Origin of the sequence: Rhodopila globiformis (assembly GCF_002937115.1) — a bacterium.
Lineage (GTDB): Bacteria > Pseudomonadota > Alphaproteobacteria > Acetobacterales > Acetobacteraceae > Rhodopila > Rhodopila globiformis.
In genome coordinates, this window is sequence record NZ_NHRY01000072.1 from 1 (window position 1) to 25,267 (window position 25,267).

20 protein-coding genes and 2 pseudogenes are annotated in these 25,267 nt (G+C 66.9%); 13 read left to right on the plus strand and 9 right to left on the minus strand.

All coding sequences use genetic code 11. The annotated features are described in order from the left end of the window. Nucleotides 1-155 precede the first annotated feature (155 nt). The 4 genes from CCS01_RS07330 to CCS01_RS07345 all read left to right on the plus strand — a co-directional run bounded on the left by CCS01_RS07330 (nt 156) and on the right by CCS01_RS07345 (nt 4,892). Entirely contained in the window at nt 156-2,426 is a 2,271-nt protein-coding gene (locus CCS01_RS07330) for an ImcF-related family protein (RefSeq protein WP_275112897.1), read from the plus strand. Next, nucleotides 2,411-3,013, plus strand: a complete 603-nt coding sequence (gene tagF, locus CCS01_RS07335; protein WP_104518178.1) for a type VI secretion system-associated protein TagF — start codon at nt 2,411-2,413, stop codon at nt 3,011-3,013. Before CCS01_RS07330 ends, tagF begins: the two co-directional genes overlap by 16 nt. A 46-nt stretch (nt 3,014-3,059) precedes the next feature. After that, the gene (locus CCS01_RS07340) at nt 3,060-3,806 is read left to right on the plus strand and encodes a PP2C family protein-serine/threonine phosphatase (protein ID WP_104518179.1); all 747 of its coding nucleotides are present in this window, start codon (nt 3,060-3,062) and stop codon (nt 3,804-3,806) included. 639 nt (nt 3,807-4,445) lie between these two features. Continuing rightward, nucleotides 4,446-4,892, plus strand: a complete 447-nt coding sequence (locus tag CCS01_RS07345) for a hypothetical protein (protein ID WP_104518180.1) — start codon at nt 4,446-4,448, stop codon at nt 4,890-4,892. Between the two features lie 827 nt (nt 4,893-5,719). Here CCS01_RS07345 and CCS01_RS07350 read toward each other — a convergent pair. After that, entirely contained in the window at nt 5,720-6,196 is a 477-nt protein-coding gene (locus tag CCS01_RS07350; RefSeq protein WP_104518181.1) for an Hcp family type VI secretion system effector, read from the minus strand. A gap of 47 nt (nt 6,197-6,243) precedes the next feature. Beyond that, a pseudogene (tssH, locus tag CCS01_RS07355) lies at nt 6,244-8,879 on the minus strand (type VI secretion system ATPase TssH). A 210-nt stretch (nt 8,880-9,089) separates the two neighbouring features. On the opposite strand from tssH, the gene tssC reads away from it, so the two are divergent. The 6 genes and pseudogenes from tssC (at nt 9,090) to tssF (ending at nt 14,861) form a co-directional block, all read left to right on the plus strand. Continuing rightward, nucleotides 9,090-9,854 (plus strand): type VI secretion system contractile sheath large subunit, encoded by a 765-nt coding sequence (gene tssC / locus CCS01_RS07360; protein WP_275112894.1) that lies wholly within the window; start codon nt 9,090-9,092, stop codon nt 9,852-9,854. 502 nt (nt 9,855-10,356) lie between these two features. Continuing rightward, nucleotides 10,357-10,929: pseudogene (locus CCS01_RS35990) on the plus strand (type VI secretion system contractile sheath domain-containing protein); the annotation flags it as partial. 97 nt (nt 10,930-11,026) lie between these two features. Beyond that, complete coding sequence (locus CCS01_RS35995) at nt 11,027-11,224, plus strand: hypothetical protein (RefSeq protein WP_408887477.1); 198 nt, start codon at nt 11,027-11,029, stop codon at nt 11,222-11,224. A 19-nt stretch (nt 11,225-11,243) separates the two neighbouring features. Then, a complete protein-coding gene (locus CCS01_RS07370) occupies nt 11,244-12,038 on the plus strand; it encodes a type VI secretion system accessory protein TagJ (protein ID WP_104518183.1) in 795 nt (264 codons plus the stop codon). After that, on the plus strand, nt 12,035-12,487 hold the full coding sequence (gene tssE / locus CCS01_RS07375) for a type VI secretion system baseplate subunit TssE (protein ID WP_104518184.1): 453 nt from the start codon (nt 12,035-12,037) through the stop codon (nt 12,485-12,487). Before CCS01_RS07370 ends, tssE begins: the two co-directional genes overlap by 4 nt. Nucleotides 12,488-13,004: 517 nt before the next feature. Continuing rightward, on the plus strand, nt 13,005-14,861 hold the full coding sequence (tssF, locus tag CCS01_RS07380) for a type VI secretion system baseplate subunit TssF (RefSeq protein ID WP_104518185.1): 1,857 nt from the start codon (nt 13,005-13,007) through the stop codon (nt 14,859-14,861). 312 nt (nt 14,862-15,173) lie between these two features. Here tssF and CCS01_RS07385 read toward each other — a convergent pair whose 3' ends face one another. Together CCS01_RS07385 and CCS01_RS07390 are read right to left on the minus strand one after the other, a co-directional pair. Continuing rightward, the gene (locus CCS01_RS07385) at nt 15,174-16,031 is read right to left on the minus strand and encodes an SDR family oxidoreductase (protein WP_104518186.1); all 858 of its coding nucleotides are present in this window, start codon (nt 16,029-16,031) and stop codon (nt 15,174-15,176) included. Between the two features lie 57 nt (nt 16,032-16,088). Beyond that, complete coding sequence (locus CCS01_RS07390) at nt 16,089-17,540, minus strand: aldehyde dehydrogenase family protein (RefSeq protein WP_104518187.1); 1,452 nt, start codon at nt 17,538-17,540, stop codon at nt 16,089-16,091. Nucleotides 17,541-17,564: 24 nt separating this feature from the next. Here CCS01_RS07390 and CCS01_RS07395 point away from each other — a divergent pair, with 24 nt between their 5' ends. Beyond that, nucleotides 17,565-18,401: a lysophospholipid acyltransferase family protein gene (locus tag CCS01_RS07395; protein WP_146101601.1), complete on the plus strand. Its 837-nt coding sequence runs from the start codon at nt 17,565-17,567 to the stop codon at nt 18,399-18,401. Continuing rightward, nucleotides 18,402-19,487 (plus strand): glycosyltransferase, encoded by a 1,086-nt coding sequence (locus CCS01_RS07400; RefSeq protein ID WP_104518189.1) that lies wholly within the window; start codon nt 18,402-18,404, stop codon nt 19,485-19,487. It begins immediately after the preceding gene. Nucleotides 19,488-19,490: 3 nt separating this feature from the next. Here the strand turns inward: CCS01_RS07400 and CCS01_RS07405 are convergent, their stop codons facing one another. From CCS01_RS07405 to crtI, 3 genes are read right to left on the minus strand one after another with little or no spacing between them, the layout of a single operon-like run. Next, nucleotides 19,491-19,898 carry a DUF2141 domain-containing protein gene (locus tag CCS01_RS07405; protein WP_104518190.1) on the minus strand — a complete coding sequence of 136 codons (408 nt, stop codon included), beginning with the start codon at nt 19,896-19,898 and terminating at the stop codon, nt 19,491-19,493. Between the two features lie 20 nt (nt 19,899-19,918). After that, nucleotides 19,919-21,490 (minus strand): phytoene desaturase family protein, encoded by a 1,572-nt coding sequence (locus CCS01_RS07410; RefSeq protein ID WP_104518191.1) that lies wholly within the window; start codon nt 21,488-21,490, stop codon nt 19,919-19,921. Continuing rightward, nucleotides 21,487-23,634 carry a phytoene desaturase family protein gene (gene crtI / locus CCS01_RS07415; RefSeq protein WP_338049970.1) on the minus strand — a complete coding sequence of 716 codons (2,148 nt, stop codon included), beginning with the start codon at nt 23,632-23,634 and terminating at the stop codon, nt 21,487-21,489. The genes CCS01_RS07410 and crtI overlap by 4 nt, the downstream gene beginning before the upstream one ends. A gap of 249 nt (nt 23,635-23,883) precedes the next feature. Here crtI and CCS01_RS07425 point away from each other — a divergent pair, with 249 nt between their 5' ends. Beyond that, entirely contained in the window at nt 23,884-24,135 is a 252-nt protein-coding gene (locus tag CCS01_RS07425; protein ID WP_146101602.1) for a hypothetical protein, read from the plus strand. Here the strand turns inward: CCS01_RS07425 and modD are convergent. Both modD and CCS01_RS07435 read right to left on the minus strand, forming a co-directional pair. After that, entirely contained in the window at nt 24,121-24,972 is an 852-nt protein-coding gene (gene modD, locus CCS01_RS07430) for a ModD protein (protein WP_104518195.1), read from the minus strand. The genes CCS01_RS07425 and modD overlap by 15 nt on opposite strands. Before the next feature lie 3 nt (nt 24,973-24,975). Then, the gene (locus tag CCS01_RS07435; RefSeq protein ID WP_104518196.1) at nt 24,976-25,260 is read right to left on the minus strand and encodes a ferredoxin family protein; all 285 of its coding nucleotides are present in this window, start codon (nt 25,258-25,260) and stop codon (nt 24,976-24,978) included. Between the last annotated feature and the right edge of the window lie 7 nt (nt 25,261-25,267).

Here is a 25,267-nt window from a genome sequence, read left to right on the forward strand (position 1 = left end):
CAGGTCCTTGAAATGACTCAAGAACATGACCGTCTCGTCGAATGCCGTACACTCCCTCGCCGCGCCGTCCATCGCCGTTCCCCGTCTAACGAATCGAGGATCGGCATAGATTCAGCGATTTAGCCGTTTGTCACGTACTCATTCACCCGATTGCCCTGGCGTTCGGCGCCTCCCGCCTGGACGCGGCGCCGCTGCTGCGGGGCGTGTATTTCACCTCCGGCACGCAGGAGGGCACGCCGGTCGAACGCCTGACCGCGACAATGGCGCGCAGCTTCGGCATCGACCAGGTGCAGGCGGCGTCGCTCGTGCCGGAGAAGGGGCGCAGCTACTTCCTGACCCGGCTGCTGAAGGACGTGATCTTCGGCGAGGCGACGCTGGTGTCCCGCGATCCCGCGGCGGTGCGGCGCTCGCTGGTGCTGCGCATCGGCGCGGTGGCGGTGGCGGCGCTGGTGGCGCTGCTGGGCACCGGCGCGCTGCTGCAGACCCGCAGCGTCAACAGCGGCGCCGTCGCCCAGGCGAATGCGGCGCTGGCGGCCTATACCGCGGCGGCCAACGCGCAGGCGCTGGACCCGGTGCGCGATGACGACCTGCTGCGCATCCTGCCGCTGCTCGACCAGGCGCGGGCGCTGCCCTACGGCGCCGGTGCGGAGCCCATCGGCGGCGGGTGGTTCCCGGGGCTGTCGCAGGCCGGCAAGCTGGCGGCGGGATCGAGCGTCGTCTATCGTCACGCGCTGGAGAACATCCTGCTGCCGCGGCTGATCACGCGGCTGGAACACCAGATGCGGCAGAACTTCAACCGGCCGGCGTTCCTGTACGAGGCGACGCGGGTCTATCTGGAGCTTGGCTCGCAGGGGCCGCTCGACCCCGACCTGATCAAGGCGTGGATGCACGCCGACTGGCAGGCGGCCTGGCGCGGGCTTGGCGCGGATGACGCGCGGGAACGGCTGGAGCGCCACCTGGCGGCGCTGCTGGACGCGCCGCTGCCGAAGGTGCCGCTGGACGGTGCGCTGGTCGAGGACGCGCAGCGCACCTTCAGCCGCGTGTCGCTGGCCGAGCGGGTGTACGGCACGATCGAGCGCTCGCCGCAGGCGGTGGCGCTGGCGCCGTGGCGGCCGGGCGATGCCGCCGGCGCGTCGGGCGTGCGGGTGTTCCACCGCCGCTCCGGCCGATCGATGAGCGACGGCGTGCCCGGCTTCTTCACCGTGGACGGGTTCTACAAGGTGCTGATGCCGCAACTGCCGGCGGCGACGCGGCGGGCGGCGAGCGAAAGCTGGGTGCTGGGCAAGCAGGTCGAGATCGACCCGAACAGCCCGCAGATGCTGTCGCTGCTGAACGACGTGGTGAAGCTGTACTACGCCGACACCATCCGCACCTGGGACGCGCTGATCGACGATATCGACGTCGCGCCGCTGGGCTCGCTGCAGCAGGCGGTGCAGAGCCTGTATATCCTGTCCTCGCCGGACTCGCCGATGCGCGACCTGCTGGCGGGGATCGTGAAGCAGGTGTCGCTGACGGTGCCGCCGCCGGCGGACAAGGCCAACGGGGCGATGGCGGCGGCGCAGGGCGCGGCGCCGGTCATTGGCGGCGCGGACCCGGCGCAACTGCTGATGGCAGAGGCGTCGCGGGCGCCCGACCCGATCCAGCGCTGGGCGCAGGTGGTGGCCGGCGGCGGCAACACGCTGCGCAGCGGCGGGGCGAAGAAGGGCGCGGCCGAGGCGTTCAACGCGCCCGGCGGGCCGGCTTCGCTGTGCCGGCAGGCGGTGTCGGGGCGGTATCCGTTCAGCCCGGGCTCGGCGAACGACATCCCGCTGGATGATTTCGGCCGGCTGTTCGCGCCGAACGGGCTGCTGGACCAGTTCTTCAGCACGCAGTTGCGGCCGTTCGTCGACACCTCGGGCGCGGTGTGGAAGGCGCAAGCGGTGGCGGGGGTGGCGCCGCCGGTGTCGCCCAGGGACCTGGCGCAGTTCCAGCGGGCGGCGGCGATCCGCGACCTGTTCTTCGGCGCGGGCGGCGACCAGCCGACGGTGCGGTTCGACATCGCGCCGGTGTCGCTGGACAACGGCGCGAAGCAGGTGACGCTGGATTTCGACGGCACGACGCTGGTGGACGGCACGACGCTGGTGTATGCGCATGGCCCGCTGCGGGGGATCTCCGTCACCTGGCCGGGGCCGAACCGGATGAACAGCGCGCGGCTGGTGTTCGATCCGCCGCCCGCCAGCGGCCCGCCGGTGCTGCAGGCGAACGGGCCGTGGGCGCTGTTCCGGCTGTTCGGGCAGGGGCGGCTGCAGCAGGCCGGTTCGTCCGACCGCTACACCCTGACCTTCACCCTGGCCGATCGGCAGGCGGTGTTCGAGATCAGGGCGGGGTCGGTGCTGAATCCGGTCGCGCCGGGCGTGCTGCGGGACTTCCGGTGCCCGGGGCTGTAGCCAGCGGCTTCTACGGCAAGCTGCCGGCGCGCGGCGACTTCGTGCGCGCCGGCCTGCCGCGCGACTTCACCGACCCCTGGGATTTATGGCTGTCCGGCGTGATGGCCGCGAGCCGGGAGGCGGCCGGCGACGCCTGGCTGCCGGCGTTCCTGGAGGCGCCGGTGTGGCGGTTTGTGTTGCCCGCCGGCCTGTGCGGGACGCGCGCCGCGGTCGGGCTGATGCTGCCGAGCGTGGACCGGGTTGGCCGCTATTTCCCGCTGACGTTCGCGGCTTTATTCCAAGGCGGGGCCCCCGCGGGGTTCGAAGGCGGGTCCCCCGCGGGGCTGGAAGGCGGGTCCCTCGCGGGAACCGGCGCGTGGCTGGATCGTTACGAGGATGCGGGGCGGGCGGCGCTGGAGCGGGACCTGGAACCGGACGAGGTCATGGCGATGCTGGACACGCCGGCGCCCGATGGCGCGGGCGTGTCCGTTGGTGTATCGGAATGGTGGACCGAGGGTTCGCCGCGGCTGCAGCCGACGCGCATGGCGTTGCGCTCGCTGCCGGACGCGGCGGCGTATGCCGGAATGCTGGGACTTGCGGTTGCGTAGCAGGTGAAACAAGGAAAGCAGGCGCTCGAGCCGAAGGATTGCCACGATGAGCACACAGCCGTTCCAGTCCTGGGCGATGACGCATCCGGGGGCCAGGCGCCAGTATAACCAGGACACGTTCGTCAATCGCCCGGACCTGGGGCTGTGGGCGGTGGCCGACGGCGCCGGCGGCCACCAGGGTGGCGAGATCGCCGCCGGCCTGCTGCGCGAGGCGCTGGACGAGATCCCGCCGCTGCTGTCAGCCTCGGAGATGCTGGCGCAGGTGCGGCTGAAAGTCGGCGGCACGCATGACGCGCTGCGGGACCTGGCGAACAAGGACCACCAGCCGATTTCGGGGGCCTCGACGATCGTGGTGCTGATCGTGCGCAACGGTCATTTCGCCTGTCTGTGGGCGGGGGATTCGCGGGCCTACCTGCTGCGTGACGGGGTGCTGCGGCAGGTTTCGCACGACCACAGCCTGGTGCAGGAACTGGTCGATGCCGGCGCGCTGCGGCCGGAGGATGCCGAGAGCCACCCGCGCGCCAATGTCATTACCCGGGCGGTCGGCGCGGAGGTGGACGAGCTTTTGCTGGACAAGGTCAGCGATCGGCTTCAGCCGGGGGACCGGTTCCTGCTGTGCAGCGACGGGCTGCACAAGACACTGCGGGAGAGCGACCTGGCCGCCATGCTGGCGGAGTCGACCGGGGTGCCGCCGACGCAGGCGATGATTGCGGCGGCGGTGGCGATGGGTGCGTCGGATAATGTTACGGCGGTGGTGGTGGAGATTGGTGGGGCGGGGCTGTCGGTGTCATAAAAGGGATTCGTGCACAATGTCGAGCAAATCATGCTTGCATACCATGGCAGCAAACCTTCTCGAAATCGGCTTGAGGACTTTTTACAATAATCGCCGAGAGTGACATAAAATTCTTGCAGCCAGAGTCAGATACGCCAACATGATAATTAATTGTTCGGAATGATTTTTCGTTTGCCTTCGTCAAGTCCTGCCCGGAAAGCAGACTTGTCGATTCCAGCGGCAGTTTTGAGGTGGCGTCGCGAAGATATTTCCAAGATACCGGAGCTTACGGCGGTTCAGCCATTGCCAAGGACGATTCTACAGCAGACCCCATGTAAGTTGGGACATCCGCTCATATACGGGAGCGGAGGAATCGATACCGGTATTTATTCGATAAACTTATGAAACTGCGTGCTGCCGCGAATTTTTGCGACAAGCTTTCACACGGTCCGCTGCGCCGGCCATCCACGCCTCAAGGCGCTGATGCAGAGGAAGGCGTGGACGCAGGGCCTTCCCGGTATGACGATAGTGCAATGGCCGCTCGACCCAACATATCTGCGGCCTCTCGTAACGTAACTCCAATGTAGTTGCAAGATCGTCATGGAACTGCTATGTTGCGCTCCGATTCCAACGGAGTTGGATAAATAAGGAAATAGTAAAATGAGCGTATGGCTTTACTTTCCGTTCGGCAACTTTAAAGAAGACGATGTACTGAAGGACGATGTCAAGGACTTCAGAGACGCCGGTGTAAAGTTCCATCGGACTGGCAACAAGCCAAGCTGCCTTGAGCGCGTGGGTGACGGCGATCTTCTCATGATCGGCGGCCACGGTGATGAGGATGATTTCAGCATCTCGATGACGGCGCCGAAAGGAGAACGTTCACTCACAGCGAACGATTCAGCCCAGAAGCTGAAGAAATATGGGCTGAAGCGGACACACCAAAGCATTTTGCTGCTGACCTGCTTTGGTGGCGGGAGTACCAAAAAACACACTCACGCGCCGCGAATAGTCGGTGTCGCCAAGTCTGAGTTAGTTTCAGTGCATAAGAAGGCGGCGGGCAAATGCTTGGCCTCAGTATTGGCAAAGGTATTGGGAAAGGAAGGGTAATACAGCATCCTGGTCGGCGGCTGGCCGGGGTCGTTCATTTCAAATGACCCTGAAACCGGCACTCCGTCCTTCGAATCAAATCCAGACCGAAAGGGCCGCCGTAACACTTACGTAGCTCAGTTGGATCATATTCAGTGGTATGATGCCTCGGGCGCCAACACCATCTGATGGCGTCTTCGGCCAGCATATTGTTGCGCTCAGCGCTGCGCCAGAGGTGGCTGTCGAGCAGGAGTCCGCTGATGGCCGACAATGACACCGGATCAAACGGCCGATGGCCTGCCTAGTGCCACGGCGACGCGCTGCAATTCTGTCAAGGACTCCTCTCGCCAGTCCGGCCGTATCTGGCGGTGACACCTGTTGATTGATCCCGATACTTAAGTAGGTAACCAGAAGCCCTGCGACAAGGTTCTGAGCAAGCAATTGACGCAATGCCCAATTTTAAAGGCTTTTTCGGCATCCCCGGTGCGCACATGTCGCAAGACTTTTGGCTTCCTGGTTAGGACTTGGTAATGAGCAGACGAACCCTGTTTCGAGGTGTTCGTCCGCAGTGAGACTACCGAGCGTTTGCATGGAACAGGTCGCAGGCGAAAACCCAGTATCTCATTGAACTCGTTTACGTGTTGCCGCTCTCGCAACCTTCTGATTACGCTAATCTGCGACCTGCTCCAACGTGCTGCGCGGGCGGCCCAACCCGCCGGTCGGCACCGGCTCGCAAATTGAAATGAGATAGAAATTGCATCTTTCGCAGAAACCCTCGCCACCGTCAGCCGGCGAGGGCTCCAGAGCGCTGCGTAATCCAGTGCGCGGACGGCGCGCAAGCGTGCCGATCAGCTCTTCGCCATCTGCGTCAGATCGTATCCAACAACATCCTGCGACCCGCTGACCCTGGAATCCATGCCCGTGTAGCTGATCTGGATCTTGGTGAAGTTAAGCGACAACGACTCCGACGGCGCATCGCCACCCGAGGACGCGCTGTAGCCGCTCAAACCGACATCCGTCAGGTCATACGCCAGGAAGGTCGCTACACCGTCCTTGGTCGTGGTGGTGAACTTGACCGTCACCTTCGAGCTGAAGTCGCCGCCAAGCGCATCCTGGAACAGCTTGTTCGAGGACATATCCATGACCTTGGTCACGACGATTTCGCTGATGCTCGGCTCGGAGCTTTCACGGGCCGTCGAGCCTCGCGCCGCCGTCCCGACAGCGCGGCCAACGCCGAACTGGAAGGATTGCAACTCGATCCACTTTTCGAAGACCTTGGTCGTCACGGCGCCATCAATGGAGCCGAACTTCATGTAGATAGCCATGCTGCTGCTGCTACTTCCTTCTACGCCGAGCCGAACTCGGACACCGCCTAATCAATATTGTGTTGGAACAAGCCTTCGCTGTCCACCGACATCGTCACGCCGCCGATGGTTTCACCCGCCGCCAGCTTCGCCAGCACCCGCGACGACAGTTCGGGCAGCACCGTCCGCGACAGGATCTTCTCCACGTTGCGCGCGCCAGACGACGTCTCGGTGCAGCGCGAGGCGATTGTATCGACAACCTCGTCGCCCCACTGGAACGCTGCCTGATAGGACTCGTGCACCCGTTTCTTCACCCGTCCAAGTTGCAGCACGACGATCTTGCGAATGATGTCGGGCGACAGCGGGAAATACGGCACCAGCGTCACGCGGCCCAGGAACGCCGGCTTGAAGTACTTCATCAGCTCCGGCATCAGCGCCTCGGCCAGGCCCGCCGCATCCGGCGCCGTCTCGGGATCGGCGAACAGCCGGTTGATCAGTTCCGTCCCGGCGTTCGACGTCATGATCACGACGGTGTTCTTGAAGTCGATGTCGCGGCCTTCGCCGTCCTTCATGTTCCCCATGTCGAACACCTGGAAGAAGATGTCCTGCACCCCGGGATGCGCCTTCTCCATCCATCCAGCAGGATCACCGAATACGGCCGCCGCCGCACCGCCTCGGTCAGGATGCCGCCCTCGCCGTAGCCGACATAGCCGGGCGGGTTGCCCATCAGCAGGCTGACCTTATGTTCTTCCTTGAACTCGGTCATGTTCAGCGTCGTCAGGTTCTGCTCACCGCCATACAGCAGATCGGCCAGAGTCAGCGTCGTCTCGGTCTTGCGGGTGCCGGAGGTGCCGACCATCAGGAAAACGCCGATGGGCTTGCGCGGATCGGTCAGGCCGGCGCGGCTGGTGCGGATCGCCTGCGCCACCGCCTCCAGCGCGTGCGACTGGCCGACGATGCGTTGCTCCATCGTTTCCTTCAGCGCCAGCACGGTGCGGATTTCGTTCGACTGCATGCGCCCGGTGGGGATGCCGGTCCAGCCGGCGACCACCTCGGCCACCGCCTGGCCATCGACCATCGGATGGATCAGCGGCTCCTCGCCGTGCAGCGCCCGCAGCTTCGTATTGGCCTCGGTCAGCTTCGCCCGCAGCGCCTCGGCGGCGGCGGGATCCGTTGCGGCGTCGATCTGCGCGCGGGTTTCGGTCAGGTCCGCCGTCAGGGCCTTTTCCTGCTCCCACCGGTCGCGCAGAACGTTCACCTGGTCGGAGACCGAGTCGCGTTCCGCCTTCAGCGAGTCGCGTCGCGATTCGTGCTTCTCGCCGCCGGCGATCTCGCGCTCCAGGATGCTCAGTTCGGTGTCTATCAGAGCAATCCGCCGTTCCCGGTCCTCGATCGGCGCCGGGATCGCCGCCTGGCTCATGGCGACGCGGGCACAGGCGGTGTCGATCAGGCTGACCGCCTTGTCACGCAATTGTCGTGACGGAATGTAGCGCGTCGACAGCCGCACCGCCTCGCTGACCGCGGCGTCCAGGATGCGGACCTTGTGGTGTTTCTCCAGCGTGCCGACCAGGCCGCGGATCATCGCGACGGCCATCGGCTCGGGCGGTTCCTCGACCTTCACGACCTGGAAGCGCCGAGTCAGCGCGGCGTCCTTCTCGAAGTACTTCTTGTATTCGGCCCAGGTGGTGGCGGCGATGGTGCGCAGTTCGCCGCGCGCCAAAGCGAGCTTCAACAGGTTGGCCGCGTCGCCCTGGCCGGCCGCGCCGCCGGCGCCAATCAGCGTGTGCGCCTCGTCGATGAACACAATGATCGGCTTCGGGCTGGACTTGACCTCGTCGATCACGCCGCGCAGCCGGTTCTCGAACTCGCCCTTCATGCCGGCGCCGGCCTGCAGCAGGCCCAGGTCGAGGCTGCGGATCGTTATGCCTTTCAGCGCCGGCGGCACGTCGCCGGAGGCGAGCCGCATCGCGAAGCCTTCCACCACGGCGGTCTTGCCGACGCCGGCCTCGCCGGTCAGGATCGGGTTGTTCTGCCGCCGCCGCGTCAGGATGTCGATGATCTGGCGGATTTCGGTGTCGCGGCCCAGGATCGGGTCGATCTTGCCGGCCTCGGCCTGCGCCGTCAGGTCGGTGGTATACAGCTCCAGCGCGCCGGAGCCGGCCCGCGGCACGCCGCCCGAATCGACCGCCGCCCCGGCGGATTCGGCCCGCGCGACGGCTTCGGCGGTTTCCGCGCTGTTGGCGGTGATGCCGGCGAAGTCGCGTCTCAGCAGGTCCGGCGGGATCTTCAGCAACTGGCTGGAGGCGTCGCGGGCATGCCGCGCCAGATTCTCATCCGCCACCAGCGCCCACAGCAGGTGGCCCGAGCGGACGGCGGTCTGGCCCTGTTCCAGCGAGGCCAGCAGCCAGGCCTGCTTGACCAGTTCGACCAGCTCCGGCGCCAGCGACGGGGCGCGGCCGTTGCCGGTCTTCATCTTCTCCAGCGCGCGGTTCAAATCGGCGGCGAAGCGTCCGGGCTCGATTTCGTAATGGCGCAGTATCGCCGCCACGTCGCCGTCCGGCCGATCGGCCAGGGTGGCGAGCCAGTGCTCGATCTCGACGTTGTAATGGGTGCGGGAGAGCGTCAGGCCGGCGGCGGCTTCCAGGGCGCGGCGGCACGGCTCGTTCAACCTGGAAACCAACTGCTTGAGGTCTATTCCAGCTATATCTGTTCCCTGCCTGTATCCGGTGCCGGGAGGCGCCGCGGTGGTGAAGCTGCCGAAGTAGTCTTCTCGTATGTTATATTATGTTACAATAAGAATTATTGTTTAGTGTCGGTTCTGTCATCCGCGGCCGGCGCCGCGGGAAGGGGAAAGCAAGCGTGGCCCTGCCTGACGGTTTTGATCTCGTCGCCCTGCTGGCCCCGATCCCCGGGGATGCGCCGCAGGGCCTCGATATCCGCGAGGACTCCGGTGGAGGAGTTCAACTACGAGGAAGCCTCGTTCGACGCCGCCGGCGCCCAGCCGATGGCGCACGACGACTACTGCTGGATGAACGCCGCCTTCGCCATGGGCACGCGGCTGACCGATGCGTTCGCGAAATACGGCTTCTGCACCGCGATCCGCGGCGCCGAGGGCGGCGGCAAGGTGGAGAACCTGCCGACCCACGTCTTCACCTCCGACGACGGCGACATGGACTCGAAGTGCCCGACCGAGCTTGCCATCACCGACCGGCGGGAGTTCGAGTTGTCGAACCTGGGCTTCCTGCCGCTGTGCCACTACAAGAATACCGACTACTCGGTATTCTTCGGCGCGCAGTCGGTGCAGAAGCCGAAGAAGTACGACCGGCCCGAGGCGACGGCGAACGCCGCGATCTCGGCGCGGCTGCCGTACATCATGGCCTCCAGCCGCTTCGCCCACTACCTGAAGGTCATCGCGCGCGACAAGATCGGCAGTTTCCTGGAAGCCGGCGACGTCGAGCGGATGCTGAACCGCTGGATCAACAACTACGTCAACAGCAACGAGAACGCCGGCCAGGAAATGAAGGCCAAGTTCCCGCTGCGCGAGGCGCGCGTCGAGGTGCGGGAAATCCCCGGCCGTCCCGGCTCCTACAACGCCATCGCGCATCTGCGGCCGTGGCTGCAGATGGAGGAACTGACCACCAGCTTGCGCATGGTGGCGCGTATCCCGACGGCTTCGTAGGCCCGTCCGTGGCACGCAGGCGCTGACTCGGGGGGCGGGTGCGGCAGACCGTCCCTTCCGTCATGGCGGCCGCAGGGCCGCTATCCACGCCTTGCGATGCTGATCGCGGCAAAGGCGTGGATGGTGGGCCTGCGCCCACCATGACGTGGAGGGGCCGGTGCGCCGGGTCCGGTCGATCGGTTATTCCGGCTTGGACCCTCGGCACCTGTGCGTCCGTGACACCCCCGGCTGAAGCCCGATGAGCGAAACCGCCAGCACGCTTGTCGTCGCTCCGGCCGGGACCACCGAGCCGCCGGCCGCCGCGGTCCGCACCGGGGTGCTGGCCGGGAAGTTTGTCGGCCGCAACGACCCCGCCCTGGCCGAGGCGTTCGCGGCGTTCCTGAACAGCAATGACGCCGCCGCCGTCGAGCAGTGGTTCGGCACGGACCGCGCCGCGGCGCTGCTGCGCGACCCGCACGCGCTGCGGGGCGCGCTCGACCGCGACATCGCCGCGATCGACGCCATGCTGTCCGAACAGGTCGACGCCATCCTGCATCATCCGCGCCTGATGAAGCTGGAAGGAAGCTGGCGCGGCCTCGCCTGGCTCGTCGGCGGCGCGGACCTCAGCACGCGGCTGAAGATCAAGGTGCTGAACGCCGCCTGGCCGGTGATCTGCCGCGACCTGGAGATCGCCAGCGAGTTCGACCAGAGCCAGTTGTTCCGCAAGATCTACGAGCAGGAATTCGGCTCCCCCGGCGGCGAGCCGTACGGCTTCCTGATGGTCGACCAGGAGATGCGCCACCGCCCGGACGCGACCGCCCGCACCGACGACCTCGGCGCGCTCGCCGCGCTTTCCGGCGTGGTGGCGGCGGCGTTCGCGCCGGTGCTCGTCGGCGCAGCGCCGGCGCTGCTGGAAGTCGACACGTTCCAGGACCTGGCCAATGCGCTCGACGTCACCGCGCCGCTGCGCAACGCGGACCACGCGCGCTGGCGCGGCCTGGCGGCGCGGGCCGACATGCGTTTCGTCGGCGTGGCGCTGCCGCGGATGCTGGCGCGGCCGCCCTGGCAGGATGACGGCAGCCGCGCCGACGGCTTCCACTACACGGAATACGCGCCGACGGCCGAGCAGCGGGTGTGGTGCAGCGCGGCCTATGCCCGCCGACGTGATCCAGCGCGACCTGCAGGCCTGGCTGATGCGCTATGTCAACGGCAACGCCTCGGTCACCGGCGACAGCCGCGCGCGGTTCCCGCTGGTGGGCGGGCGCGTGGATGTGCAGGAAATCCCCGGCAAGCCCGGCAGTTTCGGCTGCACCGTCCGGCTGCAGCCGCACTATCAACTCGACGACGTATCAGCAACGTTCCAGCTCGTGACGGATTTGGGCGAGCGATGAACCAGCGTGGAGAAGCCGTATGAACGATCAGGGAGCCGCGGCGCTGTTGCGCGCCGGGCAACTGGGCGATGCCATCGTGGCGGCGCAGGCAGCGGTGCGCAAGGCGCCGACGGACCTGGATGGCCGCGTCCTGCTGGCGGAACTGCTGGTGGGCTCCGGCAACCTGGAACGCGCCGACACGCTGCTGGACGCCGCGGCAATGGTGGACCCGACCGCCGCCGTGGTCGTCGCCGAATTCCGCCAGTTGCTGCGGGCGGAAACCGCGCGCCGGCAGTTGTTCGCCGACGCAAGGGTGCCGGAGTTCATCGGCGAGCCGACGGACGCGCAGCGGATGCAGCTTGCCGCGCTTGTCGCGCTGCGCGCCGGCGACCTGGACGAGGCTGCCCGCCAGTCGCAGCTCGCCGAGGAGACGCGGCCGCGCGCCGCCGGATTCTCGGGCGGCACCGCGTTCGACGATTTCCGCGACGCCGACGACCTGCTGGCCGGCAGCTTCGAGGTGCTGACCACCACCGGCAAGTATTTCTGGATCCCGACCGAGCGGGTGGTCAGCGCCGAGTTCCAGCCGCCGAAGCGCCAGCGCGACCTGGTCTGGCGGCGGGTGTGGATGTCGGTGCAGGATGGCCTGGACGGCGTCGTTTATATCCCCGTCACCTACGCCGCCGACGAGCCGCTGACCGACCTGCATCGCCTGGGGCGGGAAACCGACTGGCGCGAGCAGGGCAAGCTGGTGCGCGGCGTCGGCCAGCGCATGTTCCTGGCCGGTGACGACGGGGTCGAGGTGATGACGCTGGGCACGCTGCGGTTCGGCGCATGAGCCGACGCTTCGGCGCAAGCCGGAAGGCGGCGACGATCCGGTTTGCCGCGCCGCTGCTGGATCGCCTGGTCGACCTCGCGCCCGACCAGAGCCGCGACCCGCCCGCCTCGGCGAGCGATACCCAGATCGCGCTGCGCAATTCGGTGCGGCGCGATCCGGAGGCGCTGCTGAATGCCCGCCGCTGCTGGCGCTCGTGGCCGGAGCCGCTGAAGGAACTGGCGGTTTCGCCGATTGGCTACGGCATGCCGGACTTCACCGCCGGCACCTTCAACAATCCCGCCATGCGCGAGGACCTGCGGCTGGAGATCGAGGAAACGATCCGCCGCTTCGAGCCGCGCTTCCTGAAGGTGGACGTGGCGCTGGCGCAGGCGGAGACATCGCTGGAGCCGAGACGCTGCGCCTGCGGATCAACGCCGTGCTGCATGCCGAGCCGGCGCCGGAGCCGATGACGTTCGATACCGTCGTCGATCCGTCGAACGACGAGGTGATCGTCGTTGCGCGCGATGTCGATTGAGGAGGTCCGGAGCGGGGTGGGGCGGTCGATTCGGACCCGTCGCGATTGCAGGCCGCCCGAATCCCTTCTCTGCGCACTCTGCGCCCCGCTCTGCGATCTCTGCGTCGAAAAATGCGGTGCCGCAACAAAGAGCGGCGTTGCCAGTGAGCCGGCCAACCCGAAACGCTGGTGGCGCCCCGACCATCGCGCTTCGACGCAGAGATCGCAGAGCAGAGCGCAGAGCACGCAGACAAGATTTTGTTGCGACCTGCGGTCGCGGTGGGCTGGCACGCGCCGCCGTGCTCGGTTCACCAGGGGCTGGGCGGATGAAAGCCGGTTAGCTCTCGGCAAAGATGGCGCGTGCGCTTGCGATCGACTTGAAGGTCCTTCCATGAGGCAGGGACGACGGCCATCCGGTGCTCGACCGGGCCGTTTCCACCACACTTTTCCCATTCCCCCCAAGGCATCGGCACGTGTCTGACGCACTGCTCCCCTATTACGACCGTGAATTGAACGCGATCAAGCGGCTGGCCGGCGAGTTCGCCGAGACCCATCCCAAGATCGCCGGCCGCCTGCGCGTCTCGGCCGACGGCGTGGACGACCCGCACGTCCAGCGCCTGCTGGAGGGCGTCGCCTTCCTGGCGGCGCGCGTCCACCACCGCCTGGACGACGAATTCCCCGAACTGACCGACGCGCTGCTCGGCCTGCTGTATCCGCACTACCTCGCGCCGGTTCCCTCCTGCCTGGTGGCGCAACTGCAGTGCCAGGCCGATCTGCAGACGCCGACCTACCTCGCCCCGGGCCTCGCTTTCGATACCGAGCCGGTGCATGGCGAGCCGTTGCGCTACCGTTCCACCGCGCCGGTGACGCTGTGGCCCATCACGATCGAGGCGGTGCGCCTGTCCGGGCAGCCGATCGTCGCGCCGCCCAATCCCGCCGCCGCCGGGGCCGCGGCGGTGCTGCGCATCACCCTGGCCTGCATGGTGCCGGAAGTCACCTTCACCCAGCTTGGCGTCGACAGCGTGCGCTTCTTCCTGCGTGGCCCGGCCAACCAGACGCTGCCGCTTTATGAACTGCTCGGCGCGCATGTCGTGTCCGTGGCGTACGCCGATTCGACGGTCGATCCAAACCCGGTGATCGTCCCGCCCAGGGCGGTCAAGCCGGCCGGCTTCGCGCCGGAGGAGGCGCTGCTGCCGTGGTCCGCCCGCGGCTTCTCCGGCTTCCGGCTGATGACCGAATACTTCGCCTTCCCGGAGAAATTCCTGTTCCTGGATTTCACCGCGATCGACAAGAAGACCCTCGTCTCGGCCGGCAACAAGCTGGAGATCTTCGTCTATCTCGACCACCCTGCCCCCGACCTGGAACGCATGATCGGCGAGCAGTCGCTGGCCCTGGGCTGCACCCCGCTGGTCAACCTGTTCCCGCAGCGCTGCGAGCCGATCCCGCTGACCCACACCGGCGTCGAATACCGCGTGGTTCCCGCCGCCCGCCGCCCGCGCGCGATGGAGGTCTGGAGCGTCGAGCGGGTGCGCGAAACCCTGGCCGACGGCACGCAGCGCCCCTGGCATCCGTTCTATCGCCTCGCCGCCACCGGTGCCGACGCCGGAGTCCCGAAAGGCTTCTACCAGGTGACCCGCCGCGAGGCCGTGCCCGGCGTGCCCGGGACGGACGTCTTCCTGGCGCCGCACGACCCGGATTTCGACCCGCAAGGGCCGGCCAACACGGTGCTGTCGGTCGATGCGCTATGCCTCAACCGGGATCTGCCGACCGACCTGCCGTTCGGCGGTGGGCATCCGTACCTGCGGCTGGTGGCGGGGGTCGCCGCGGTGGCGGGGATCACCGCCATGACGCCGGCCACCGGCACGCTGCGCCTGCCGCTGCGCGACGCGCGGTTCTGGCGGTTGGTCTCGCACCTGTCGCTGGGGCACCTGTCGGTCATCGGCGGCGCCGACGGGGCGGCGGCGCTGAAGGAAGTGCTGCGGCTGTATGACTTTCGCGACACCGCCGACACCCGCGCGGCGATCAACGCGCTGACCGGGATCACCTCGGACTCCGGCGTGGCACGGGCGCCGGCGCCAGAGCATCCGCGGCCCGGGCTGACCTCCGGCCGCGTGCCGCCGGCGTTCTGCCGCGGCGTGGACATCGGGCTGGAGATGGATCCGCGCGCCTGGCAGGTCAGCGGCCTGTACCTGCTGGCATCGGTGCTGGAGCGGTTCTTCGCCCTGAACGCGACGATCAACAGCTTCACCCGCACCCGGGTGACGCTGCGCGGCAACAGCGAGACCGTCGCCGCCTGGCCGGCCCGCAGCGGCACGCGGGAACTGGGATGAGCGCCGAGCTGGCCGTCCCGGCGCCTGCCTGCCCGGTGGGCGCTGGCCTGGGGAGATACGGGGCGGGATGCAGCGTGGGATACAGGGTGGGATACAGCGCGCGGCCGTTGCCACCTCGTCATGCCGGGCGCAGGCCCGGCATCCACGCCGTCCTTGCCGTCCTTCGGTATCAGCACCGCAAGGCGTGGATGGCGGCCCTGCGGTCGCCATGACGATGGAGCGGTGCGCCGCGTCCGGCCGCCTAAGTTAGCGCCTATGGCCAGAGCCGCGCCATTTTGCCGGACTATGGATTCCGCAGGCGCGGCGTGCTTCCTACAACATGGGTCGGCCGCCGGTGACGGGGATCAGGGCGCCGTTCATGTAGCTGGCTTCGTCCGATGCCAGCAGGACATAGGCCGGGGCAAGCTCGGCCGGCTGGCCGGCCCGGCCGAGCGGCGTGTTCTCGCCGAAGCTCTCGATGCGTTCCTCGGGCATCGTTGACGGGATCAGCGGCGTCCAGATTGGCCCGGGCGCGACACAGTTCACCCGGATGCCCTGCTCGGCCACCAGTTGCGCCAGGCCGGCGGTGAAATTCGCGATCGCGCCCTTTGTCGTTGCGTAGGCGAGCAGCGATGGCGAGGGATTTTTCGCGTTGATCGACGTGGTGTTGACGATTGCCGCGCCGGCCTTCATGTGGCGCAGCGCCGCCTTGCTGAGGTAGAACTGGGAATAGATATTTGTCCGGAATGTCCGGTCCCATTCCTCGGCGCTGATTTCCTCGATGCTTTTGTGGGTCCGCTGCATCGCGGCGTTGTTGACCAGCACGTCGAGATGGCCGAATTCCTTGACCGCGCGCGCGACCAGCGATTCGCAGTGGGCTTCCTCGGCCACGTCGCCCGGGACGGTCACCGCCTTGCGCCCGGCCTTTTCCACCCAGCGCGCGGTTTCCCTGGCGTCCTCGTGCTCGTCAAGATAGGCGATCAGCACGTCCGCGCCTTCGCGGGCAAACGCGATGGCGACGGCGCGGCCGATGCCGGAGTCTGAGCCCGTAATGATCGCCGCCTTGCCATGCAGCCGCCCGCTGCCGCGATAGGTTTCCTCGCCGTGGTCGGGCTTCGGCGCCATGTCCGCCGTATGGCCCGGCGGTGCCTGTTTCTGTCCGGGCTGCGGCGGATTTGGACGTTCTGCCATGCTGGCCTCCTTGCTGTGGGGCCTTGAACAGGGCTGCCGTGGGCACGTTCCCGATGTTCACGATATGCTGCGGCGGTGTGGAGAACCATCGCGATTCGCTGCCCACAGGCTACGAAACGAGCGCCGTCCGTGCAGCAACCGGATCAGCAGGGCATAGCGCGACGCTTCCTGTGGCCGCAGGGCGGCGAGGTGCGGACGGAACCGGCCGCGGCGCGTGCTGATGGTCTTCAGCGCCGTCATTTCCAGTAGGCCCTCGGCGCCGCGGGTGACCCCGAAGCCGCTTTCGCCGCGTCCGCCGAACGGCAAGCGTGGATCCGCTGTCGGAACAATAAGGTCGTTGATCACGATCGATCCGGCATTGACCCGCGTTGCCAACTGGTAAGCGTCGGCCGGCGGCCCGAAAATCGACGCGCCGAGCGCGTAGGGACAGGCCGAGGCGGCGTCCAGCGCGTGCTCGGTATCCGGCACCGCAATGATCGCCAGCACCGGCGCGAACACGTCCTCGCGCAGCAGGCGCATATCGGCCTGCGCGTCGGCAACGACGATGGGCGGGACACGGTCCGCCGCCGGCCAGGCGAGCACCCGCGCGCCGGCGGCGGCGGCTTCCTGCAGCAGGGCCTGCAACTGGTTCCGGATGCGTTCCGGCACCGCGGCGGGGCTGATGCCGCCGATGCGCGACAGCAGGGCCTGTTCCAGCGCCGGCGCCAACGTTCCGGGCACGAACACACGCCGTGGCGCGATACAGGTGGCGCCGCCGTTCAGCCGCAGGCCATAAGCCAGGCATGACGCCACAAGATCCAGGTCAGCGCCGGGCAGGACGAAAACGGCATCGTTGCCGGACAGTTCCATTGTCGTTGGCGTCAGCCGCGGCGCCGCCGCCTGCAGCACGAGCCGCCCGGTCCGGGCCGAGCCGGTGAGCACGATTTTGTCGAAGCCGGCGCGGGTGGCGGCGGCGGCGGTTTCCGTCGATTCATCCAGCACGGTCAGCAGGCCGTCGGGCAGGCCGGCCTCGGCCAGCAGCGCGGCGAAGCGTCGCAACGGCTCGGCGCATCCGGGGGCCGGCTTGGCGCAGACGGCGTTTCCGGCTGTCAGCGCCTGCAGGATGTGCGCGCCCGGCAGGAACAGCGGGTAGTTGGAGGGGGACAGGATCAGCACGACTCCCAGCGGTTCCCGCCGCACCTCGGCCCGCACGCCGGGCAGCCAGAGCGGACGGCCGCCGCGCAACGTCCGTGGCGCCAGCAGGGCGGCGGCGTTTCGTTCCAGGAAGCGCGCGGCGTCGGCCAGTGGTAACACCTCGGTGACCAGCGTTTCCACCGCCGGGCGGCGATGCAGCAGGGTGGCCGCGAGGTCCTCGCAATCCCGCGCGATCAGGTGGCGGGCGCGGCGGATGATGCGCAGGCGATCCTTGATGGGACGTTCGGACCATGACGGCCGCAGGCGCCGTGCCTGCCGCAGCGTCTCGACAACAAGTTCGTTGGTGTCCCTTAAAACCGCCGCGTCGCTGCCCATGTCCGGACCTATGATGCTTCCGTGGTGACCGACAACACAATGCTATCGGACGACAAGACACAGTTGCCGGAGGACCCGCTGGCGCTGCACGCGCCGCGCCTGTTCCGGGCGTTCGGGTGGTACCTGCGCTGGTTCTTCTGGCGCAACTTTCATGCCGTGCGCATCGCCCGCTGCGACATCCCCGACGTCCCGGCCGATTGGCCGCTGATCATCTATGCGAACCATCCGTCGTGGTGGGATCCGGCGCTTTTCATGCTGTTGGCGAACACGTTATTGCAGGACCGCACCGGCTTCGGCCCGATGGAGGCCGAGGCCCTGCAACGGTACAAGCTGTTCCGCCGCTTCGGCGTCTATGGCATCGACACGGCCTCGCGCCAGGGGGCCGCGCGCTTCATGGCCGTCAGCCTGCGCATCCTGTCCAGGCCCGGAACGGCGCTGTGGATCACCGCCGAGGGACACTTCAGCGACTCGCGGGTGCGGCCGGTGCGGTTGCGCCCCGGGCTTGCGCACCTGGCGCGCCGCGTGCCGAACGCCGTGATTGTTCCGTTGGCAATCGAATATACCTTCTGGAACGAACGGAAGCCCGAGGCATTGGTGCGGTTCGGGCGCCCTGTCACGGTCGGTGATGCGCGCGGGCACAGCGTCGCCATGTGGAACGAACTGCTGGAGCAGCGCCTGACCGAAACGATGGCCGCGCTGGCCGAGGATGCCATCAGCCGCGATCCGGGCCGGTTCCGCGAAGTGGTGCGCGGCCGCGCCGGCGTCGGCGGGATCTACGACATCTGGCGCCGGCTGGCGGCGCTGGCGCGCCTGCGACGGGCGCAGCTTGCGCACGAGCCGCGGCGGGACGGCAGGCCGTAGATGCTGGCGATCATCGCCTTGCTGCTGGCGGCCGGGCCGTTGTTGCTGGCGCTGAGCAATTTCCGCTTCTACGTGGCGCCGCCGGTGGCAGCCGGGTGGCAGGCGGTCTCGGTGTTGATCCCTGCCCGGAACGAGGAAGCGACCATCGGCGCGGCCTGCGCGGCGGTGCTGGCGAACCGGGGCGTCACGCTGGAGCTGATCGTGCTGGACGATCATTCCACCGACCGCACGCGCGAGATCCTTGCCGGGATCGACGACCCTCGGCTGAAGGTCGCCAGCGCGCCGCCGCTGCCGCCGGGATGGTCGGGCAAGCAGCACGCCTGCGCGCATCTGGCGACGCTGGCGCGCCACGATTTGATGGTCTTCGTCGATGCCGATGTCCGGCTGGCACCGGATGCGTTGTCGCGGATGGCCGGGTTCATGCAGCGGAACGATGTCGGCCTGGCAAGCGGCTTTCCCCGGCAGATCGTTCGCACATGGTCCGAGGTGTTGCTGCTGCCGCTGATTCATTTCCTGCTGCTGGGCTTCCTGCCCATGGCGCTGATGCGGCGATCGGTCAATCCGGCGTTCGGCGCGGGCTGCGGACAGTTGTTCATCGCCCGGCGTGCGGCCTATCTGCGGGCTGGCGGGCATGCGGCAATCCGGGCATCGTTGCACGATGGCATCAAGTTGCCGCGGGCGTTCCGTGCCGCCGGCATCCCGACCGGGTTGTTCGACGCCACCGATATTGCCGCGTGCCGCATGTACACCAACGCCCATAGCCTTTGGGAGGGCCTGACCAAGAACGCGACCGAGGGTATGGCGACGATCAAGGCGTTGCCGATCTGGACAGGGATTTTGGCGGGCGGGCAGATCCTGCCGCCGATCGTTCTGGTAATGGAACCGGGTGTTGCGAGCGCGGGCGCGGTTGCGGCCTCGATCGGGCTTCGCCTTTTGCTGGCACGGCGGCTGCGCCAGTCCATCGTCAGCGCGCTGCTGCATCCGGTTGGCGTGGCGGCGTTGCTGGTGGTGCAGTGGGCGGCGCTTGTCCGCCATGCGCTGGGCGTTCCCGCGACGTGGCGCGGGCGCGCTTATACGGTGCAGTGAGGATCAAGGCTTCGGGTAGCGCAGCGGCACCGTTACGGTCACGCGATTCTCGCCCACCCTGAACGCGGCTTCGGTGAACTTCGGCGGGCCGAAGCGCATTTTTGCGTCGCGGCTGAAACCAAGACCCTGCTTCGGCATGCCGAACAGCGTGTAGTCCAGCCGCCTGATATTGGTTTCATCGTGATAGACCGCGGCGGCCCAGATGCCGGCCGGCACGCCCGGGACGCGGATGATGACGGAACCGGCACGGGCGGGCGCCTCGCCGTGATAGGCACAGGCGCCATTGGGGAAGTTGGCCTTGTCGCAGATGGCGACGAGGATGTTGCCGCGAGCGTTGCGGATGCCGGTTACGGCGACGTCGATATCCGCAGCCATGGCAGGCATGGTCGAGGTCAGGATTACACCGCACATCAAAGCCCACCATCCGAACGTCACGCGGTAACCTGATCCGTCGGCTGCGGGGCGGTTGTCAAGTCGTTGTCCAGGCTGTCGGCGGCGATCCAGCCCGACATCAGCACCATCGGCATGCCCGGGCCCGGGTGCGCCGCGCCGCCGGCGAGGTAGAGGCCCTTCAGGTCGCGCGAGCGGTTGCCCGGCTTGAAGGCGCCGAAGAACCGGCCGTGGCTGGCCAGGCCGTAGATGGCGCCGTCGAGGACCTGGTATCGTTCGTGAATATCGGCCGGCGTCAGTGCCGCCTCGAACACGATGTGCTTTTCCAGGTCGCGCATGCCGGCGCAGCGGCCGAGCTTGTCGAAAATGACGCGCCGATACTCGGGCAGCATCCGCCGCCAGTCGTGGTGCGGGCGCAGATACGGCGTGTGTACCAGCACATAGATCGCATCGCCGCCGGGCGGGGCGACGGACGGATCGGTGCGCGCCGGGGCGGCGATATAGCAGGTGGGATCAGGCGCCGGTTCGCCCTTGCGATAGATCCAATCGAATTCTTCTTTCGGGTCCGCGGAAAAGACGAAGTCATGATGGGCCAGTTGCTCGTACGTCCGGTCGAGCCCGAGATACAGCACGACGCCGGAGCAGGCGGGTTCGGATTTCCATCGCCGCCCGAACGTCGCGGCGGGTGTGCCGCCGACGAGTTCCCGGTAGGTGCGGATGGAGTCCATATTCGAAACGACCGCGGCGAGGCGGATGGTTTCACCGGTGTCGGTCTCCACCCCGCTGACCCGCCCGTGGTCGGACAGGATGCGGCGGATGCCGGTGCGCGGACGCAGGTCGACGCCCAGTTCGCCGGCCAGCGTTTGCAGCGCCTGTGGCACGGCGCGCGTGCCGCCCATGGGATACCAGACGCCGCCGTTGGTCTGCATGTGCGCGATTCCGCACAGCACGGCCGGGGAATTGTACGGCGAGGAACCGACGTATTGGACGAAATGATCGAGCATCTGGGCGACGCGCCCGTCGCGCACCCGTCGCCGGATTGTTCCCGCGACCGTGGCGCCTATGCGCAGGCTGAGGACGTCGCGCAGGGTGGTCAGGTCGAAATTCTTCTTCAGGTCGAGCGTATCGCCGATATCCTCGACCGAGCGCCAGAAGAAGAATTTCTCGGAAACCTCGTGCAGTTTTTCAGCCAGTTGCATGAAGTCGCCAAACCCGCGCTGTGATCCGGGGGCGAACGCGGCTATGTTGCTGGCCATCCGCTGGACATTCTCGTGCAGGTCCAGGCGGGAGCCGTCGTCAAAGAAGCAGCGCCATTGCGGATCGAGCCGGCGCAGGTCGAGGACCTGATGCATGTCCTGCCCTGCCTCGGCGAAAATGCGTTCCAGCACGCGCGGCAGCGTCAGGATTGTCGGCCCCATATCGAAACGGAATCCCTTCTGCTCCAGCACTGCGGCTTTGCCGCCGAGCCAGGGATTCTTTTCGAACAGGATGACGCCGTGGCCGCGGGCGGCGAGCGTGCAGGCGGCAGCCAGGCCGCCCAGGCCGCCGCCGATGACGCCGACCGGCAATCCCGCTGCGCGCGCCGGCCGATCGGCGGGCCGGTTTGTGGTCATACGACCTCCTTGAGCGCTGGCTGATACGGATCGGCCGGCAGGCTGGTGTCGGTGGCGCGGCCGGCTGTCAGGCCGAGATCCTGGGTGATCAGCTTGCTGGTGATACGGGCCGATTCAAAGATGACCGGCAAGCCGCTGCCCGGATGGGTGCCGCCGCCGACGAGGTAGACGCCATCAAGATCCTCGAAACGATTCCGCGGCCGCATATGCAGCATCTGGCCGAGGTTGTGGGCGAGGTTGAAGGTCGCGCCGGTGTAGACGTTGAGATCATGCTCCCAGTTTGTTGGGGTCAGGATCTTCTCGAACCGGATGCGCCGCTCGACATCCCTGATGCCGATGCGTTGAAGTCGTTCCAGCGCCAGCCTGCGGAACGAATCCCGGTTGGCGTCCCAGTCGATGCCTGCGCCGATGCGCCGGGCGACCGGCACGAGGACATACAGCGTCGAATGGCCGGGTGGTGCCAGGTCGGGATCGGTCACGCAAGCGTTCTGCACGTAGAACGACGGATTTGCCGGCGGCGCAAGGCCCTGCTCGATCTCGGTGAAGTTGTGGCGGTAGTCCCTGGAGAGATAGATGGTATGATGGTCCAGGTCGGGAACGTCGCCTTCCAGCCCGAGATACATCATGAAGGTGGAGCAGGAGAATTTCCGGGTGGCGATGCGCCGATCGGGCCAGCGGCGCCGTATGCTGTCGGGAACGAGCGTCGTCATTGCCTGGGCGAAATCGGCATTGACGACGACGGCATCGAAACGTTCTGTCCCCCGTGCCGAGCGGATGCCCACGGCGCGGCGGCCGTCGAACAGGATCTCCTGCACGGGGGCGCCCAGCCGCAGGTCCACGCCGGCATCCTCCGCCACCCGTGCCATGGCTGTCATGACCGCGCCGCAGCCACCGCGGGGATGCCAGACGCCGAATTCATATTCGATGAACGCCAGGATGCTGAACAGGCTGGGACAGCGGAACGGCGACATGCCGAGATACTTGCTTTGAAACGAAAACGCCAGCCGCACGCGCTCGTCCTTGAAGTAGCGCGCCAGGTAACGATCCAGGCTCTGGTGCGGACGCAGGCCCGGCAGCGCTTTCAACACGCCGGGGCGCAGGAGATCGAGCGCGCTGTTCATCGGCGACTCCAGCGCCGGCCGGAAGGCCGCGAGCTTGGCGCGGTTGTCCGCCATGAAGCGCGACACGGCGGCGGCATCGTCCGGCGAGAAGCGTGCGATCTCGCGCGCCATGTCGGCGGCGTCCGAAGTCGCCCTGATTTCGCCGCCTTCCTCGAAAACCAGCCGATACTGCGGGTCGATGCGTATCAGGTCTAAATGATCCTCCAGCCGTCGGCCGCACGCAACGAAAATCTCCGCGAGGATACGTGGGTACAGAAAAAAGGTCGGCCCGGTGTCAAATCGGAACATTCCCGCCTGCGAGCGGGCTTTGATCGTCGCGGATCGGCCACCGATGTGATCGAGGCGTTCGAAGATGGTGACCGAAGCGTCAGTCTGGGCCAGCAACATGGCTGCGGCGAGTCCGCCCGGCCCGGCTCCAACAATGGCGATCCGGGGCCGCGATGATCGGCTGGTCATGGACATGGCCTGGTGCGGTACGTAAGCGGTTCGTTGTTGGATGCGGTCATTTTGAACTCCCCTGGCGCTTAAAGGGGGTGTCCCGGCGATATGGCAACCCTGGGGGTAAGTACACAATCGCGACAACCTCGGGCGGCTTGACGGAACTTGGGAGACCGGGCGGGTGGATGGGCAGTGCGGGGCCGCGGGCTGCCGCCGGGACGGACGCTCCGGCGGCGGCCGATCGGCTGTCGGGGAGCCGAGGATCCGCTGGAGGCACCCGGAATGGACTGAATCGAGAACGAGTCGTGGCCGTTCTGCCGAAAAGCGGGTTCCCTCGCTGAAGCGTGAGCAAGCGCCGACGAACCCGCAGGGGCCTGTGACGTCTTCTTCAGGGCGAGCCACGAAGCAGCGACGACACGAGTCCAACGACCGTGGCTGGCTTATACAGGAGTTTTGGCAACACGAAGTGATATGGCATCCATGCCTTACGAACTGAGAATGAATGGCCGCCCGGCCGGACGGTTCGAAACCCCCGACGAGGCGGAGCAGCAGGCCAGGACGTTGATCAGACAGAATGCCGACCACGTCGTGGAGATCATCGACCTGGCCACCGGCCAGCCTTACGCTCCGGCCGCCAGTGGCGGGGATCGGGAAGCATTGGCCAGGAAGATTGGCTTCTGAAGTGGTCAACCGCAATTGAAGCGAAGCGGACGTTGTGCGTGTTGCCGTGGCGATGAGGCGCCAGAGGGGTTGCAGAAGCGAACCACCTCATTGCACTACGCTGCCGCAACGAACGATCCGTGAATTCGATCCAGTCCATGTTGCGAGGAATGTATGAGAAACGACCCGGTTCACGGAAGAGGAGTCCTGAAGGCTACCCTGCGCGAGGTGGAACCTGGTCTTTTCAAGGCCGACTATCCGGGTGAAAGCAACCCGGAACAAGCTGATGTCGAGGCGCTGCCCGACTCGCACCTGGGCGACGACGCCGCCGGCGTCAAAAGCTGGGTCGAGGAAATGGCGGCCGGCCTGGGGTATGACCGCGTCGAATGGGTGCCGCCGGAAGCGACGGCGTCAGAAAGACGCTGACCGCGACAGCGTGACCTGCACATCCCGCGGCGGCGCGACGTACGGCGCGGATGTGGCAAGCACGTCCGCCCCGGCAATGGCGTAGGCCGCGGCGTTCGTTGCATTCACGCCACCTGCCGCGACGATCAGCGGCCGGCCGGGCAGGCCGGCGATTGCCCTGACGACCTGAGACACCAACTCCGGGGAGAATTTTTCCAGTTGCAGAACATCCGCGCCGGCCTGAGCATAAGCCAGCGCGGCATCGGGCGTGCTGACCTCAACGGCGATTTTTCGTTCCGGAGCCGCAGCGCGCAGTCTCGCGACAACGACGGCTTCGTCCACATCGGCTATGAAAACCCTGTGTTCGGCAAAGAGCAGAACCGTATCCGACAGGCCGGTGCGATGCATCGTGCCGCCGCCCGCATGCACTGCCTTGATCGACAGGCCGCGCGTGAATGGCGCGGCTTTACGTGTGCAGGCCACGACGATATCAGGCCTCTGAGCGCGCGCCGCGTCAACAATGGCGCGGACGCCGGTTGCGATGCCGGATGCCCACTCGACCAATGTCTGAGCGGCCTTCCATCCGGCATGCAGGCTGGCCGCGGGCCCATGCGCCGCCAGCAACGGCGTTCCCGGTTCGGCCCACTGCCCGCTGCCGGCGGCAAGTTCCACCTGCGCGCCGAGGCGAGCCAGCAACCGGCCTGCTTCCTCGATTGCACAGACGATCATGGCGTGGCGTGTCGTGAAGCGCATCACGCCGGGTTCGCCGCCAATTCCCAGCGCAGTGGTCGTCAGATCGCCGAAGCCTGAGTCCTCGGCAATCAAACGATCGATATCAGCATCCGGCACATAAATCATCGCTCAACCGAACTTAAACAGAACGCCGTAGCCGCCGCGCGGATAATTCCACTCGATTTCGCCGGTTTCCGCACAGACGACTCGGCAGGTGCCGCACTCCATACACCCATCGGCAACAATTTCAACCTTGCCCTGCTCGTTTTCGCTGTAGCAGCCGGCGGGGCAGGTGGTCACCAGGGACTTCAGCGCCTCGGAGGGAACAGCGTGTTCCCTGACCTTGATGTGCGGCCGCCCGGCATCGACCATGTAGCGGTTCTGGTACAGCTTTTCTTCGATACGGTTGCTCATTGTCGAC

What these genes read in the sequence shown, in the direction of transcription:
- CCS01_RS07340 (WP_104518179.1), top strand. Translation starts at nt 3,060, where the DNA reads ATGAGCACACAGCCGTTCCAGTCCTGGGCGATGACGCATCCGGGGGCC.
- CCS01_RS07345 (WP_104518180.1), top strand. Translation starts at nt 4,446, where the DNA reads ATGAGCGTATGGCTTTACTTTCCGTTCGGCAACTTTAAAGAAGACGAT.
- CCS01_RS07350 (WP_104518181.1), bottom strand. Translation starts at nt 6,196, where the DNA reads ATGGCTATCTACATGAAGTTCGGCTCCATTGATGGCGCCGTGACGACC.
- tssC (WP_275112894.1), top strand. Translation starts at nt 9,090, where the DNA reads ATGCGCCGCAGGGCCTCGATATCCGCGAGGACTCCGGTGGAGGAGTTC.
- CCS01_RS35995 (WP_408887477.1), top strand. Translation starts at nt 11,027, where the DNA reads ATGCGCTATGTCAACGGCAACGCCTCGGTCACCGGCGACAGCCGCGCG.
- CCS01_RS07370 (WP_104518183.1), top strand. Translation starts at nt 11,244, where the DNA reads ATGAACGATCAGGGAGCCGCGGCGCTGTTGCGCGCCGGGCAACTGGGC.
- tssE (WP_104518184.1), top strand. Translation starts at nt 12,035, where the DNA reads ATGAGCCGACGCTTCGGCGCAAGCCGGAAGGCGGCGACGATCCGGTTT.
- CCS01_RS07385 (WP_104518186.1), bottom strand. Translation starts at nt 16,031, where the DNA reads ATGGCAGAACGTCCAAATCCGCCGCAGCCCGGACAGAAACAGGCACCG.
- CCS01_RS07390 (WP_104518187.1), bottom strand. Translation starts at nt 17,540, where the DNA reads ATGGGCAGCGACGCGGCGGTTTTAAGGGACACCAACGAACTTGTTGTC.
- CCS01_RS07400 (WP_104518189.1), top strand. Translation starts at nt 18,402, where the DNA reads ATGCTGGCGATCATCGCCTTGCTGCTGGCGGCCGGGCCGTTGTTGCTG.
- CCS01_RS07405 (WP_104518190.1), bottom strand. Translation starts at nt 19,898, where the DNA reads ATGTGCGGTGTAATCCTGACCTCGACCATGCCTGCCATGGCTGCGGAT.
- CCS01_RS07410 (WP_104518191.1), bottom strand. Translation starts at nt 21,490, where the DNA reads ATGACCACAAACCGGCCCGCCGATCGGCCGGCGCGCGCAGCGGGATTG.
- CCS01_RS07425 (WP_146101602.1), top strand. Translation starts at nt 23,884, where the DNA reads ATGAGAAACGACCCGGTTCACGGAAGAGGAGTCCTGAAGGCTACCCTG.
- modD (WP_104518195.1), bottom strand. Translation starts at nt 24,972, where the DNA reads ATGATTTATGTGCCGGATGCTGATATCGATCGTTTGATTGCCGAGGAC.
- CCS01_RS07435 (WP_104518196.1), bottom strand. Translation starts at nt 25,260, where the DNA reads ATGAGCAACCGTATCGAAGAAAAGCTGTACCAGAACCGCTACATGGTC.